Below are 13,252 nucleotides of genomic sequence, written 5' to 3'. Positions count from 1 at the left end.
GTTATGCTTTCCTTTTGAATACGCCAACCACGCCATAAGGCCAGGTCGGATCATCGTCCCAGCTGCGATAGTCGTTGGCCGCAAAATCAAGCTGCAGGGTCGGTTCATTGGTTGCCGTGAAGTCAAGCAAAATCGTCCCCTTCGCCAAGTCCTCCGCGTCATACCGCGGGGCATTCGCCGCCATCGATAGCCCGATGCCGATCCGCATCACAGCCTCACAAAATTGCTTGCCGTGGTGCCGGTCGCGTTGATCCGGATGCAGCGGATGGGCAGGTACTGGCCGCCCGGGTAGTTCAGGAACGGCACCACCACCCCGTCCTCGCGCACGGCCTGGATGTCGCCGCCGGTACCGACATAGATCGCGCGCGGCAACACGTCGAAATCGACGGTGTCGCTTTTGACGACCACGGCGAAGTCGCGCGACGGCGAATCCAGCTGCTGCGTGTGGTACTTGAACTTGTCTTCTGCTGGCATGCAGCCCTCCAAATGAAAAAGCCACCCGAAGGTGGCGAAAAGATGCGTTATGTGAAGCGCTAGAGCTTGATCAAATCAAGCAAGTAGACCCCGGCGCCGGTGAATAGGGTGGCCGCTGCAGATCCGGCCGCGAGTTCCGGGGTATCCCAGGTCCCACCGGTGGGCGAGTAGCTTAGGGTGACCTCGCGGACAAATCCGAAATCCGTGTCGAGCAGCCGCGCCTTCAAGTCGTTGCGAAAGCCAGGGTCAGACACAAAGACCAGAGTCGTCTGCGAGGTCCCGCTAGACGTTCTCGTCATGAACTGCCTGATCTGCACATTGCCGAGGTACACGTCGATTTGCGGGACAAGGGCACCCACGAAGGAAGTCCCACTGAACCCGATGAATGGTGTGCTGACTTCCGAAGTCACGCCGCCCCAGTATGGGCGCGTCTTGCCCAGCAGCTGCGACAACGACAACGAGGTGGCGAGTCGCGAGACCCCAGCCAAACGCCTTACTTCATCGGCGTTCAACTCACCGATGGAAGGGTGCCTCAGCTCAGCAGCGATGTCCGTAAGCGAAATGGGCGGGACCGCTGGCGTCGTCATGCGCGCGCCCCTTCCAACTGGCGCACCCGCATCGACAGCGTTTTCACTGCCTCGATCAGCACTGGCCCAAGTGTGCCGTAGTCAACCGACAGCAAGCCGTCCGCGCCTTCAATGACCGCTTCCGGCAGCACCTCCCGCAGCTCCTGCGCGATCACGCCCACATGCTCGCGCCCATCGTCCATATCGCTGCGGGTGTATCGCACGCCGCGCATCCGCTCCACCAGGCCAAGTGCGCCCTCGATCGTCGCGATGTCGCGCTTCACTCGGGCATCCGAGGTCCACGTCACATTCAAGGAGGCCTTGAGGTAGCCGGTGACCATCAGGTCGCCTTGAAACTGGAACTTGTCGGTGTTGTTGTCGGCACCCCCGCCGAACAGGTGCCGACCTGCAGTGTTGACCTGGTGCTCGGCGACAAACGTGCTGAAATCGCGTGCCGCGGCCGTGTTGCGCAGCAGTGCGAAGCTCCCACCTTCGACCTGCGTCTGAAACACACCGACAGCCCCGGCCTGGTCGCTCTCCACATAGCGAATCAGGGGCTGGGTATGCGTCAGCGTCGCCGTCTTGCCACTGAGGGCGTCGGCCATGAGGGCAGCCAGCGTAAGCGCGTTACTCCATGCCACCCCGGTCGCCCCGGGATTGACCGTGAACACATAGTTGCCCCTCGCGGCATAGGACGGGATCCCCGCAGCCGCCTGCGCCGCCCCTGCGTAGGTTTGCGCCTGGCTGGCCGATGTCGCCGCGGCATCTCGATAGCCCAGCATCAGGGCCGCCGTGCTCTTCACCCACAACACCACCTTCATGAACTGCGCGAGCGCGATCATGAAGCGCGTGCGGTGGCCACCATTGCCGAGGCCTGTGGTGGCGCTGTCGCTGTCGTCGATGGTGACGTTGTCGCCGCCGACGTCCGGCGTAAAGGTAACGCTGGTCATTAAAGCTCCTCGATTTCAAAGGCATTGCTGTGATTGCCGACAAAGACCCGCTCGATTGGGCCCAGCTGACGGAGGCGGCCGAGATAGGACTGGCGCAGCAGGTTGATGGCATCGTCCTTGTCCCAGACGAGCAGGATCTCGCCATCGATGCCAGCCTTGCGCTGTATCTCGAAGATGCGTCCCAGGGCCTCGTCACGCGACAGAAAGCCCAGCGTGAAGCGCGTGACGCGCCGGCCCGCCTTGCGATCGAAGTAGGGAGCGCCGCCCATGGCGCGCTGCACCCCCGTATCCGTCTCCCAACCGATCGAGGCGCCCCAGTTGGCGTTGTAGATCGGCTGCCAGGCACTGCCAACGAAGATGCGCCCGAACTCGATATAGCCATCCGGGTTGGTCTCGTCATCGACCTCCAGGCGGACATAGCGGCCGGCCGTGGGCTTTGGCATCACGACCAGGAGCAGCGACGGGTATTCCCTGCGCTCCTCCTCGGTGATGCTGCCGGTCCAGAAGTTGTCATCCTCCCATTCCAGCACGCTGGTCGGAAAGATCGTTGGCCAGGCCAGCTGCCAGTCGGGATCCCACGCCAGGTAGGTCTGCGTGGTGAAATCCATCTGCAGGCCTGGCCCACCATCCGGCGGCATGGTGACGGCGTTGTCATAGACCGGCTTGGTAAAGCCCGCATCGTTGGACATGCGCAAGCGCCATTTGCCGGCCGTCGACAGGTTGTGCCGCACGATGGCCACCACCGACACCAGGCGGCTGCGCCCGAGATCCAGCGTGAACTGCGTGTCGGCCTTGGCGGCCGTTGCCGTCCGCGCTACCTTGAACAGCTGCCGGTCCTTGAGGTTGTCGCGCGCGATCTGCCAGTTGCCGCCGCTCAGGCTGCCGGTGTCGGCGATATTGGGATGCGCCAGGAGAACGTTCGCCACCCTACCCCCACAATGTCAGTTTCACGGTGTCGGAGTCGACACCGGCATCCAGTCCAATCACCCGCAGCAGCCGGCCTGCGAGGCCGTAGCGCGGGTGGTCCAGGGTGACCACTACGCCGAGGTCCACCAGGTCGCCCAGCTCCGAGAGCGGGATCTCCGCGCCGACCAGGATCCGCCGCACGCTATACAGCGCACTGCGCCTGGCCGCCTCGGCCGCGGCGTCGGCCTCGGCGAGCAGAGCCGAGTCGAACGTGACTTCTTCCGACGATGGCCACGCCGTTTTGACGGCCGCCACCTCCACCGCGGTCTGCCGGTACTCCTGCGCCAGAAAGGCCTTGCGCGCCTGCGCCACGCTGCCGGCAGGCTGCGCCTGCACCGTGTAGTTGCGGCCGAAGCGCACCACTGCACGCCAGCTCGGCACGCCGGCGGAACGCAGCACCAGGCTGGTGACCGAGTCGGGCGACCAGCGCGCCACCGGCACGCCGCTCGGCGCTGTCAGGCGGCCCATGCGCAGGCGGTTGAAGCGATCGAAGCCGTACCAGGCGCCGATGGCGTTGGCCAGCTCATCCATCACCGCCTGCGCGCTCACCTCGCCGTCGACCCACACGCCGACCGGCGCGGCATTGGCAGCGTTGAGGGCCGCTACGTCCGCGTCCTGGATGTCGCCAGCCACGATCTCCGCATCGAGGGCGAGCTGCTTGAGCAGCGCACCAGCACGCTGCTCGACGGTGCCGGCATCAGCAGTGAGCTGGCCGGCCGGAGTACTCCCCAGCCGGAACAGGCCAAGCCAGCAGCGGAAGGTGCCCGCCGCCGGCGCCGTGGCCAGTAGCTCGGCCTGGCTGGCGTAGTCCGCGCCGCGCACAAGCGCGACACCGTTGTCATAGACCGCGCTCACGGTGCAGGCCTGGTCCGACACCTGGTACACCAGCTTGGAGGTGTTGACGGCCTTGGCCGGCACATTGAGCACGGCACCATAGACGCGCGGCTTGTACTGGTCCTTGAGATCGTCCTTGGTGCCCTCCACGCCGTCCGGAAGCACGTTGCTGCCGGCATACTTGGGCCGGGCCAGCGGCCGCCCCAGGAAGGCCAGGCGATCGCGTACCTGCAGACTCATGGCGCCATCGTCGGCGCTCACGTCATCGAGCAGCCCCGACATCACCCTCGCCCAGCCCGACACCGGCGTACCGGCCTGGCCCACCTTGACGGTGAAGGGCCGGCCGTCAAACGCGTAATCGGTGACCAGGTTGTCCAGCCCGCCGCCGGTGTTGTTCAGCCGGATCTTGCCGGCCGAGGCGCGCGATGCGCCGTAGGTGGTCGCCCGATCGAACAGCGTGCGCGACAACCGCGGCTGCTCGAGCAGACGCCCCTCGAAATACGCATTGCCCGGGGTATCGGTCGGCCGCGTGGTGAAGCCTGCGCTGGAGAAGCGCAGCACCTCCACCGCCGCGGCCGAGATCCGCCAGGCACTTACCTCTATCGCTATCGTCATTGTTTGCTCTCGTTGACCATCTCATCGAGCAGCCGGACTTGCCGGCCGGCCACCGCAACGGCCTCCTGGTGGCTCGCCTCCGCCTGCTGCATACGCGCCACGGCCTGCGTGCGGCCGTCATCGCGCAAAGCCTGCAGCTCGGCCCTCAGTGCCTTGACTTCCGCCACCAGGGCAGCGTTGCCGCCGCGGCCATACTCCGACCAATTCGGCGCCTGGTTTAGCCGGACGTTTTCTGCCCGGGTCAGCACTCGCTCGCCCTCGTGCAGCTCGGCCCGGTACCCATCGAAGGGGACATAGGCGAGGCCGTTGGCGTGCGAGCCGTCCGGACGGAAGGCATTGACCAGGTCGAAGTCGGCGGCGTACTTGCCGCCGCTGGCGTAGTAGGCCCGCGAGGCCTCCAGGAAGGCCTGCGCGATCTGCGTCCACTGCGATCGCGCGTCGGCATCGCCACCCATCGCCTTGGAGGATGTCTCCTCATAGCGCCGCTTGGCTTCCGCATATTGCTGCTCGGGTGTGAGCGTCGACAGGTTGCCCAGCTTCAGCCCATCCTGGAACGCCTTGACCTGGTCGCTAAAGGCCTTGGTGGCCTCCATCGCCGCGGTCGCCGCATCCGCAACCTGGCCGAACGACGGCGCCAGATTCATCAGGGCATCAAACAGGGTCTGGCCCTCCTCCGTGCTGAGGTCCATCGACTCCACCAGGTCACGAAAGCCGCGGCGGGTGGAGGGCATGACGAAGCCCAGCTCGCGGAAGCTGCCGTTCAGCTGCTCGCGCAGGCGCCCGATCTTTTCCTCATCCGAGAAATAGCCCGCGTAGTAGTCCGCCACCTTGCTGTTGAAGGCCTCCAACCCGCCGGCCAGGTCGACCAGGCTTTGCCGTACCTGCGCAGTCGACAGCCCCAGCCCACCGAAGGCGCGCTCGGTGGTCTTGCCCAGCACCGAAGCGGCGATGTTGGTCGCCGAGAACACATCGGTGAGTCGCTGGGCAGTGTCGGTGATCGACTCGCCCTGTTTCTGGAAGCGCTCCAGCTCGGGCAGCAGCTGCCGCCCCATGGAGTTGGCCATATCCTTGAGCAGCTGGTCGACCGCCGACTGCTCGCGCAGATCCGTCCGCACGCTGTAGCTGAACGACCCCAGGCGATCGGACAGGCCCGCGCCGCCGGCGAGCTTGTCCAGGTTGCGGTAGAAGCCCAGCGAGCCTTTTACCGCCCCGCCAAGCATCGCCGACTGCTGATCATCGAGCGCCGAGTAGTCGGTCCACTTCTTGTCGCTGCGGAACCATCCCCCCTTCGCCTTCCAGTCGGTGAAGCCCTGGCCAGAGAAGCCATCCGCCGTGAACGTCCCCTCGATGCCCGATGCTTGCACTTCCGGCTTCTTGCGGCCAAACAGCGCCGTGATGGTCGAGGCGCCGGACAGCAGGTTGGCAACGCGATCGCTCAGCCCGATGCCGCGCAGGAGCCGGTCAGCGCCAAACGTGGCCGCGCCGTACACCTTACCCAGCGTGTTCACGTCGACCTTCTGGTAGTCCCAGCCCTTGGAAAACAGCGAGTCTGCCGCGGCCATCCCTGCCGCAATCCAGCCAGCAATGGGCACGGATGCCATCGCCCCGCTGAACCCGCTAGCCAGGCCTGCGCTGCTGGCGCCGGCAGAGCCTGCCGCAGCGCTGAGACCGGCGGTGCCGCCCGAGAGCGACATTGCCGTGCCGGTGCCATACAGCGACAGCCCGGCATTGGCACCATACGCGACGCCCGCCGCACCACCGCCATAGATCGACGCGCCGGCGCCGGCGCCGAACATGCCGCCTGACAGATAGCCGGCACCGCCGAACATGCTGCCGGTGGCCGCTGCACCGCTGCCGCCGCCCAACCAGCCCGACACCAGGCCGTAACCCGTTTTCAGCTTGTCATAGGCCCCGTACAGGTTCGAGATGCCGGAGATGGCATCCCCACCCGTGCCGCTGGTGCCGCCCATGCCAAAGGCGCTGAGAATGCCGTTCTGCACGTACTGGATGGGAATGCGCAGCAGCGTGGTCTTGGCCATGTTCTTGAGGCCATCGAAGAAGGTCCGGCCGAAGTCCTTGCCCGACTCGAAGGCCCGGAAAAACGAATCCGTCAGGCCCTGCCCCAGCTCGTTGGAGAGCCGCTTCCACTCCTCCTCGGTCTTCTTGACCTGGTCGTGGTGGGCCTCCATGGCCTCCTTGGTGTACAGGGCATCGCGCAGGCGCTCCCGCGCCTCGATCTCCGCATCGATCGCCTTGAGCTGCTCGCTCATGGGATCCAGCATCGCAATTGCCTCCCGGCGCTCGCGCATGCGCGCCACCGTGACGGACTCGATGGTGGAAGGCAGCTGGCCGTATAGATCCGTCTCCTGCCGGACGGCCACGATGCGCTGCTCGATGCCCAGCAGCGTCTTCTGGTCCAGCTCGGTCTGCTGCCGATAGAGCTGGTCGTTCTGGTCCTGCAGCGCGTTGACGCGCTCCTGGCCGATGGCCTTGAGCTCGGCCTCGATGCGCACGCGCTCGCCGCGGTACTTCTGGCGTGCGGCCATTTCCTTCTTGCCGGCGGCCAGCTCCTCCAGCTGCTTGGCCTGTTCCAGCTCGCCCTGCAGCGCGGTCTCGCGCGCGTCATAGCTGCGCGTGAGGGCCTCGGACTCGGTGATCTGCCCGTTGCGGCGCAGGCGGTCGACGTTGGCCAGCTCGCGCTTGAGCGTATCCTCGCGCAGCTTGCTCTGCTGCTCGATGGCCGCCATCTGGCCGCCCAGCATGTTCTGATAGGCCCTGTTGGCCTCCTCGGCATCCTTGGCGCCCCCAGCCCACTTGTCATAGGCCGTCTTGACGCGCGAGGTGTACGTGGTCAGCGAGATAGCGCCCTCGGCCAGCAGCGCCTTCTGCGTGGTGACGTACTTCTCGTAATTCTCGTTGACCCCCTTGAGCTGGTTTTCGAACTTCTGGTTTTCCGCCTCCAGCTTGCGCACGCGCTCGGCGCGCATGGCCGCCTCGGCGGCGACCAGGGCATTTTCAAGCCGGGCCTCATCCAGCAGATCCGGGTTGTACGGGTTGGCCGCCCGTTGCGCTGGCGTGATGGCGGCATTCTTGGCGCGCAGATCCGCCAGGCGCTGTTTCTGATCGACCAGCCTGGCCGAGTCGCCTGACGGCGTGCCATCCCGGATCTCGTTGCGCTCCCGGTACTTGGCAATCTGCTTGTTCAGGTCATCGATGATCTGCTGCGTCGACTGCCCGCTGACCGCGACCTGTTTGCCCGACGAATCCACCGCCTCGCGCGCCGATTCCCGCTGGCGGGCCGAGTACATCTCCCAGGCCGTGACGCCCAGGCCCAGCACGGTCACCACCGCGCCCAGGGGGCCGCCAAGCACGCCGAGGGCACGCGTGGCGATGCCGGCGCCAGCGGCACCCGCGGTCTGTGCCGCAGCCAGCGAGCGCTGCGCAGCAGCGTTGGCCTCGGTGGCCGCCGCAATCTGCAGGTTCACCCGGGCCTGCTGCTGCCCCAGCACCGCCAGCTCAGCCATCGCCGCCGAGCGGGCAACGGTCGCCGCGGTCGCCTGCAGCTCGGCCTCGCGCACCAGGCGCAGGGAGCCGGAGAGCGCGCCGGTGGCGCTTGCAGCCGCGATGGTGGCCTCGGCGCTCTGCAGTGCGGCATTGGCGCTGGCCAGCTTGGCCAGCTGGTCAGCCCGGGCGACCCCGATGCCGGCGGACGTCGCGGCCGCATCGGCGACCTGCGACGCGGTGTGCGCCACATCCGTCTCGATGGCCAGCAGGGTTGCCGTGGTCTGCTGGCGGGTCGCCTGCGTCAGCAGAAAGGTGGCATCAGCCTTGCGGGCGAACGACGACGCCGCATTGAGCGCCCAATCCGCCGCCTTGGCCGCCACCAGGCCGGTGAGCGCCGCCGTCACATAGTCCAGGTTCATGGCCAGGAACGAGACGCCATCGGCCAGCTTGCGGAACACGCCGGAGGCCTCGTTCATGTCCGAGATGCGCTTCATCAACGCATTCTGCAGCTGGGTGAACGACTGCTCGACCGTCAGCGGCATCGAGGCAAACTCGGCGCTCAGTTGCTTGCCGGCCTTGTCCAGCGCATCCAGCAGCTGCGCCGGCACCAGCTTGCCCTCTTCGCCGAGCTTGCGCAGCTCGCCGATCGAGACGCCCAGGCCATCGGCCAGCGCCTGCGCCAGGCGCGGCGCCTGCTCGAGCACCGAATTGAGCTCTTCACCGCGCAGCGTGCCGCTGGCCAGGCCCTGCGAGAACTGCACCAGGGCAGCCTGCGTGGACTCGGCCGAGCTGCCGCTGAGCGCGATCGCCTTGGAGACGTTCTCGGTGACGCGCAGGATCTTGTCCTGACTGACGCCCAGCTCCTGCCCGGCCTTGGCCAGATACGAGTAGGTCTGCGCGACGCCCGCCCACTGCTGGCGCGTGCGCTGCGCCACGTCATACAGCGCCGCCTGCGCCTGCGTCGCGGCCTGCGCCGACGACGACACCAGGCCGATACGCGCGGCCAGGTTGGTCGACGCGTCCGACATGCTCACCATTTCGGTGATGGTGAGGCCCAGGCCGATGCCGCCGATGGTGCGCATCAGGCCATCAAACTGGCGATTCAGCGCGCCGGTGGACTCCACCACACGGCTGATCGACCCCGACATTTGCGCGCTGCTGCGGGCCACCACCGCGGCGCTTTGTTCTGCCCGGGTGGCCGACCCCTGCAGGGATTGCTCCACATCGCGCCCGAACCGCTTGGCGGTCGCGGCGCCGGCCGCCATTCCCTGGTTGTAGTCGGCCAGATCCGCGCGATACCTGACCACCATGTTTCCGAGTTCGGACACAGGCCCCTCCCCTCAATTGAAAACACCCGCCGGAGCGGGTGCCTAGTCTGTTGCGCGGCGCTTCTCGGCCTCCTCGAGGAAAACCTTGAGCGCCGCCCGTTCCATCAGCTGCAGATCCGCGAACAGCGCCGCCCGCCGCTTGCGCTCTATGCCCTGGATCCGCATCACGCTCTCCACCGCCGGGTAGTTGAGGCCCGTGCGGATCACGCCGGCCATCGAGCCAACGTGGTTCCACTGGTGTTCCAGGTCGAAGAAGAGGAACAGCGATTCCTGGTTATCCGCGTAGTACAGAAAATCCTCACCGCTCGGCCGCGCGCGCACCGCCTCGAGCACGTCTGCCGGCGCGCCGATCGCCTCCAGGGCATCGGCGACATCGGCGTCGGCTTCGAATTCATCCTCACGGGCGCCGGCCCAATGGCGCGCGGCCGCGATCAGTTTTTTGCGCGCGCCGTGATCACGTTGTCCCAGAACGCCTGCTGCAGCGCTGCGACCACTGGCGGGATGCTGAGCAGAAACGCCTTGTTCTCTTCGTTGTACTCCGCGGCCGTGTTGTCGTCGGCGATCAGCTCCTTCCAGTCCACCAGGACCTGCCGCGCGAGCCAGACCGGATCGTCCCGGCCCTCGACCAGCCAACGGGCCTTGAGCAGCTCCAACTCATCCACCGTGTAACGGGTAAAGATGGCCAGGAACTGGGACTTCTCCAGCAGTCCCTTCTCATTGAGGATCTCGACGAGCACGCGCACGCCAAAGGTGGGCTTTACCGACAGCTTGAATGCCATGGGGATCTCCTAAGCAATACAAAAGGCCCGCGCGTTGGCGGGCCTTGTTTTGGGTTGTGGATTGCGCGACCAGGTCGCTTACTTGACGGTGATGACCAGCTCGTCGTTACCCACCGAAGGGTTGATGGTGAGCGTGGAACTCATCATCGCCACACCGTCCTGGTCGGCATAGGCCAGATTCGACATCTGCACCGCCGGCGCGTCGATCTTGATGATGTTGCCGACCACCGTGCCATGCGTGATCGACAGTGCGCCGGTCACGACATCGCGCACAGTCGCCCACCAGTCCTTCGAGGCGACCGTGGTCAACTCCATGTTGATGCTGCCCGAGGACTGGCGATCGGTCTGCGCAACGCCTTCGTAGCCGATCAGCGAGCGCCAGACCAGGGTATTGGCCAGATCGATCTGCAGTGCCTGCAGCGGGCCGGTGTAGCCCTGCATCGACCAGGCGGCCGTATTGGTCTTGTTGGCCACGCTGGGGCGCTTGAACTTCGTGTAGTCGACGCCCGCCGGATTGGCGGTATCGGTCACCGGGCTGAAGGTGCCCAGGAACTTGTAGCGCATCACCGGGATCTGCTTGGCGGTGATGTCGAACGCCACGGTGCCGATGCAACCGAGCAGCTTATGCAGCAGGCCATCGATATACGCATAGATCGTGACCGTCTCATTACTGCCGGTGACCGGTGCATACTTGACGTCGGTAGCCGCGGTGATGGTTTCGGACATCCCGCAGGCGCGGATCAGCGGCCCCCAGGCGGGCGCCGTGCCGGCCGCGCCGGAACCGGCGAGCTCCACCTCGAAATCCAGCTCGCTGTGGATGCCGGCCGGCAGCTGCTCGCTGTTGCCGAAGAAAGCGCGGATCAGGTTGCGCGGCACGTTCTCGGCCACCAGGGGCTGGATCGTTGCCGACTTCACCAGGATGGCATTGGCGCCGCCGGTGGGCACCGAGTCAGTGCCTGGCACCGTCTCTGTCTTCACCAGCAGCACCGTCTTGCGATTGAGCTTTGGCATTACGCTTGCTCCTCGGGTTGCGTATCAGGTTGGGCTGCAGCTGCAGCTGCATCAAATGCCGGCCCGGAGATCGGGCGGCGCTCGCCGGTGGCCGGGTCGAACTCGAACACGCCCGCCATGCCGGCGTATTCATCGGTAGCAAGCACGCCCGCCGAGTCAGGAGGCGCGGCTGCCGCCGCATCCCCGTCCGCCGGCGCGGCGGTCCTCGATGTCTTCATGTGGATCTCCTATGCACTCAGGCTGTCGCGACTGGTGCGGTAGAACAGGTCATAGTGGACGGTGCGGGCGCCGACGATCCCGCCGAGGTTGTCGTAACTCGGTGTATCCGTGCCGAGCTCGGCGATGTCGATCAGGGCGGGATCCGTGAATGCCATCACCACCGGGTGGACCAGCGCCAGCGTGGCCTCGGAAATCGAATCCGGGTCGGCATCACGCGATACCACCGTAATGAGCAGCTCGGCGTGGCGGTCGACTTCGGCGGTGGACTCGGCGCCCATCTGTTCCTGGCCGTGGTGAACTACCACGACTCGCTTGGTGGCGCGCATGTCCAGCGCGGCGAACAGGGAACGCGAGAACACCAGGCCGATCCCCTGCAGCGTGGGCGCAGCCTGGAGCGCTTGCAGCACGCCTTGCGCCATTGCCTCTCGTTTGGTCGTCATGTCGGTACCGGGTTAAGGTCGATCTTCACAAACGCACCATCGCCGTGTTTGGCGGGTGGCCCGACCGGGTTGTAAAGACCCGCGCTATTGCCTTCGGTCACATCCACCACATCAGCAGCGGTCAGGAGACCGAACACATCGGCGCGGCCGATCAGCTGCACGCCGGTGGCACGCGAGAGGCCATTAAGCGTCTCGCCCGGCACCAGACTGAGCAGTGCCAGCTGCTCGATGCCCCGGCCGGCCACCTTCACCAGGTCGCCAAAGTCCTCGACAAAGTTGTCGAGATCCTCGTCGGCCAGCATCAGGCCGGCGGGCCAGAGCCATCGGCGCCCTGACCACCCTCATCATCATCGTCGTCTGGATCACCGTCCGGAGCTTCCGGTACCGGCGGCGAGGCCGGCGGGTCTCCGCCCTTCTTGCGGCTCAAAATCTCGACGGCGCCCAGTGCCTCGAGGGCCTTGGCGTCGACGGGCGACAGATCGAACTCTGCGTCGGTATCGTGCACCTTCTTGCCGGTGTCGATCGGCCAGTTTGCTTTGACTTTCATGCTGCTCCTCGAAAAGGGAAACGGCCCGCACGTGGCGGGCCGCTTTGGCAAGGCCTGACGCTCGCGCGCTTAGGCGATGACGTTCTGGAAGAAGAACGACAGGTCGGGGGCGGTCACCAGCTCGTTGACGCGCTCGCCGGCGCGCACCTGGTAGGCTCCCTCAAGGCCGCCATGCTGCTTGCCGAAATCGGCATCGGAGATGCGCTCGCCCTGCTGGGCGGTGAAGCCCCAGGTGGTCGAGCGGGACGCCTCCGCCGGGGTCTCGCGGTAGATGAAGGCCGCATGCTTGCCCCAGCATCGCTGCATCGACATCGCCTGGCCCTTGCGCGCCGTGTTGACGAAGGCGCTGCCGACCAGGATTTCATCCAACTCGAGCGCGTCGGCCAGTTGCTGGCGCGTCACGCCGCCAGTGGTGCCGCCCTTGCCGTTGACGTAGTCGATCACCTTGGGGTGCAAGACCAGTTTGGTCCACACAGTGCGGCCGAGGATCGCCACATTGGGCCGCATGATCGGCGTGTCCAGGTTGGTCAGGATGGCCGTGATCGGGTCCGAGCTGGTGTAATCGGACCACTGCGACGAGCCCGCCAGGGTGAGCTTGTTGCTGTGATTGGCCGCACCGAAGACGATGTTGGCCACCCGCACCTCGCGATCGAGCGTGACCAGCTTCATCACGAATTCGGCGGCGAGCGCGAGCGGGTCGACGCCTTGCGGCGCGTTGCGCACGTCCTCGAGCGGGACGATTTCGTCCAGGCCGTAGTCGAACACGGCGCCGGTCTGCATGATGCCGGAGCTTTCCACCTGGTTGGGCTTGGCCTTGCGGCCCACGCGGGTGTCGGGAACGGTGAAGTGGTCAGCGACCGTCTGCACCAGATACTTGAACTCGGCCTGCGAGACCGGAACGCGCGGCATGACGCGGTCCGCGATCATTTCGCCGTTGGCGTAGGCGATCACGATCGCCGCGATGAGCTGCAGATTGATCGGATACGGAGCGACAGCAGTCGTCATGGATGACTCCTAGA

The 13,252-nt window shown here is 66.0% G+C and carries 15 protein-coding genes; all 15 read right to left on the bottom strand.

Annotation, left to right across the window (positions count from 1 at the left end):
• Position 1: 1 nt before the first annotated feature.
• The 15 genes from AC1RQC_RS05410 to AC1RQC_RS05340 all read right to left on the bottom strand — a co-directional run bounded on the left by AC1RQC_RS05410 (position 2) and on the right by AC1RQC_RS05340 (position 13,238).
• The gene (locus AC1RQC_RS05410; RefSeq protein WP_492882632.1) at positions 2-208 is read right to left on the bottom strand and encodes a hypothetical protein; all 207 of its coding nucleotides are present in this window, start codon (positions 206-208) and stop codon (positions 2-4) included.
• Positions 208-474 carry a spike base protein, RCAP_Rcc01079 family gene (locus AC1RQC_RS05405; protein ID WP_492882631.1) on the bottom strand — a complete coding sequence of 89 codons (267 nt, stop codon included), beginning with the start codon at positions 472-474 and terminating at the stop codon, positions 208-210. Before AC1RQC_RS05405 ends, AC1RQC_RS05410 begins: the two co-directional genes overlap by 1 nt.
• 59 nt (positions 475-533) lie before the next feature.
• Positions 534-1,061 carry a hypothetical protein gene (locus AC1RQC_RS05400; protein WP_492882630.1) on the bottom strand — a complete coding sequence of 176 codons (528 nt, stop codon included), beginning with the start codon at positions 1,059-1,061 and terminating at the stop codon, positions 534-536.
• Entirely contained in the window at positions 1,058-1,990 is a 933-nt protein-coding gene (locus tag AC1RQC_RS05395) for a tail fiber domain-containing protein (RefSeq protein ID WP_492882629.1), read from the bottom strand. Before AC1RQC_RS05395 ends, AC1RQC_RS05400 begins: the two co-directional genes overlap by 4 nt.
• Entirely contained in the window at positions 1,990-2,916 is a 927-nt protein-coding gene (locus AC1RQC_RS05390; protein ID WP_492882628.1) for a hypothetical protein, read from the bottom strand. The genes AC1RQC_RS05395 and AC1RQC_RS05390 overlap by 1 nt, the downstream gene beginning before the upstream one ends.
• A gap of 1 nt (position 2,917) precedes the next feature.
• Complete coding sequence (locus AC1RQC_RS05385; protein ID WP_492882627.1) at positions 2,918-4,405, bottom strand: hypothetical protein; 1,488 nt, start codon at positions 4,403-4,405, stop codon at positions 2,918-2,920.
• A complete protein-coding gene (locus tag AC1RQC_RS05380; protein ID WP_492882626.1) occupies positions 4,402-9,237 on the bottom strand; it encodes a tape measure protein in 4,836 nt (1,611 codons plus the stop codon). The genes AC1RQC_RS05385 and AC1RQC_RS05380 overlap by 4 nt, the downstream gene beginning before the upstream one ends.
• A 42-nt stretch (positions 9,238-9,279) precedes the next feature.
• Positions 9,280-9,570, bottom strand: a complete 291-nt coding sequence (locus tag AC1RQC_RS05375) for a DUF1799 domain-containing protein (RefSeq protein WP_492882625.1) — start codon at positions 9,568-9,570, stop codon at positions 9,280-9,282.
• Between the two features lie 98 nt (positions 9,571-9,668).
• The gene (locus AC1RQC_RS05370) at positions 9,669-10,016 is read right to left on the bottom strand and encodes a hypothetical protein (protein WP_492882624.1); all 348 of its coding nucleotides are present in this window, start codon (positions 10,014-10,016) and stop codon (positions 9,669-9,671) included.
• 78 nt (positions 10,017-10,094) lie between these two features.
• On the bottom strand, positions 10,095-11,027 hold the full coding sequence (locus AC1RQC_RS05365) for a phage tail tube protein (RefSeq protein WP_492882623.1): 933 nt from the start codon (positions 11,025-11,027) through the stop codon (positions 10,095-10,097).
• A complete protein-coding gene (locus AC1RQC_RS05360) occupies positions 11,027-11,245 on the bottom strand; it encodes a hypothetical protein (RefSeq protein ID WP_492882622.1) in 219 nt (72 codons plus the stop codon). Before AC1RQC_RS05360 ends, AC1RQC_RS05365 begins: the two co-directional genes overlap by 1 nt.
• A 9-nt stretch (positions 11,246-11,254) precedes the next feature.
• A complete protein-coding gene (locus AC1RQC_RS05355) occupies positions 11,255-11,686 on the bottom strand; it encodes a hypothetical protein (protein WP_492882621.1) in 432 nt (143 codons plus the stop codon).
• Complete coding sequence (locus tag AC1RQC_RS05350; protein WP_492882620.1) at positions 11,683-11,988, bottom strand: hypothetical protein; 306 nt, start codon at positions 11,986-11,988, stop codon at positions 11,683-11,685. The genes AC1RQC_RS05355 and AC1RQC_RS05350 overlap by 4 nt, the downstream gene beginning before the upstream one ends.
• Positions 11,988-12,233, bottom strand: a complete 246-nt coding sequence (locus AC1RQC_RS05345) for a hypothetical protein (RefSeq protein WP_492882619.1) — start codon at positions 12,231-12,233, stop codon at positions 11,988-11,990. The genes AC1RQC_RS05350 and AC1RQC_RS05345 overlap by 1 nt, the downstream gene beginning before the upstream one ends.
• A 69-nt stretch (positions 12,234-12,302) precedes the next feature.
• The gene (locus tag AC1RQC_RS05340) at positions 12,303-13,238 is read right to left on the bottom strand and encodes a phage capsid protein (RefSeq protein WP_492882618.1); all 936 of its coding nucleotides are present in this window, start codon (positions 13,236-13,238) and stop codon (positions 12,303-12,305) included.
• Positions 13,239-13,252: the final 14 nt, after the last annotated feature.

This window comes from Cupriavidus sp. GW822-FHT03E04 (assembly GCF_058801495.1).
This window is presented reverse-complemented; position numbering and strand designations above follow the sequence as displayed.

Excerpts from the sequence above, each read along its gene's own strand:
- AC1RQC_RS05355 (WP_492882621.1), bottom strand. The coding sequence starts at position 11,686 with ATGACGACCAAACGAGAGGCAATGGCGCAAGGCGTGCTGCAAGCGCTC.
- AC1RQC_RS05395 (WP_492882629.1), bottom strand. The coding sequence starts at position 1,990 with ATGACCAGCGTTACCTTTACGCCGGACGTCGGCGGCGACAACGTCACC.
- AC1RQC_RS05365 (WP_492882623.1), bottom strand. The coding sequence starts at position 11,027 with ATGCCAAAGCTCAATCGCAAGACGGTGCTGCTGGTGAAGACAGAGACG.
- AC1RQC_RS05400 (WP_492882630.1), bottom strand. The coding sequence starts at position 1,061 with ATGACGACGCCAGCGGTCCCGCCCATTTCGCTTACGGACATCGCTGCT.
- AC1RQC_RS05370 (WP_492882624.1), bottom strand. The coding sequence starts at position 10,016 with ATGGCATTCAAGCTGTCGGTAAAGCCCACCTTTGGCGTGCGCGTGCTC.
- AC1RQC_RS05385 (WP_492882627.1), bottom strand. The coding sequence starts at position 4,405 with ATGACGATAGCGATAGAGGTAAGTGCCTGGCGGATCTCGGCCGCGGCG.
- AC1RQC_RS05345 (WP_492882619.1), bottom strand. The coding sequence starts at position 12,233 with ATGAAAGTCAAAGCAAACTGGCCGATCGACACCGGCAAGAAGGTGCAC.
- AC1RQC_RS05360 (WP_492882622.1), bottom strand. The coding sequence starts at position 11,245 with ATGAAGACATCGAGGACCGCCGCGCCGGCGGACGGGGATGCGGCGGCA.
- AC1RQC_RS05350 (WP_492882620.1), bottom strand. The coding sequence starts at position 11,988 with ATGCTGGCCGACGAGGATCTCGACAACTTTGTCGAGGACTTTGGCGAC.
- AC1RQC_RS05340 (WP_492882618.1), bottom strand. The coding sequence starts at position 13,238 with ATGACGACTGCTGTCGCTCCGTATCCGATCAATCTGCAGCTCATCGCG.
- AC1RQC_RS05410 (WP_492882632.1), bottom strand. The coding sequence starts at position 208 with ATGCGGATCGGCATCGGGCTATCGATGGCGGCGAATGCCCCGCGGTAT.
- AC1RQC_RS05405 (WP_492882631.1), bottom strand. The coding sequence starts at position 474 with ATGCCAGCAGAAGACAAGTTCAAGTACCACACGCAGCAGCTGGATTCG.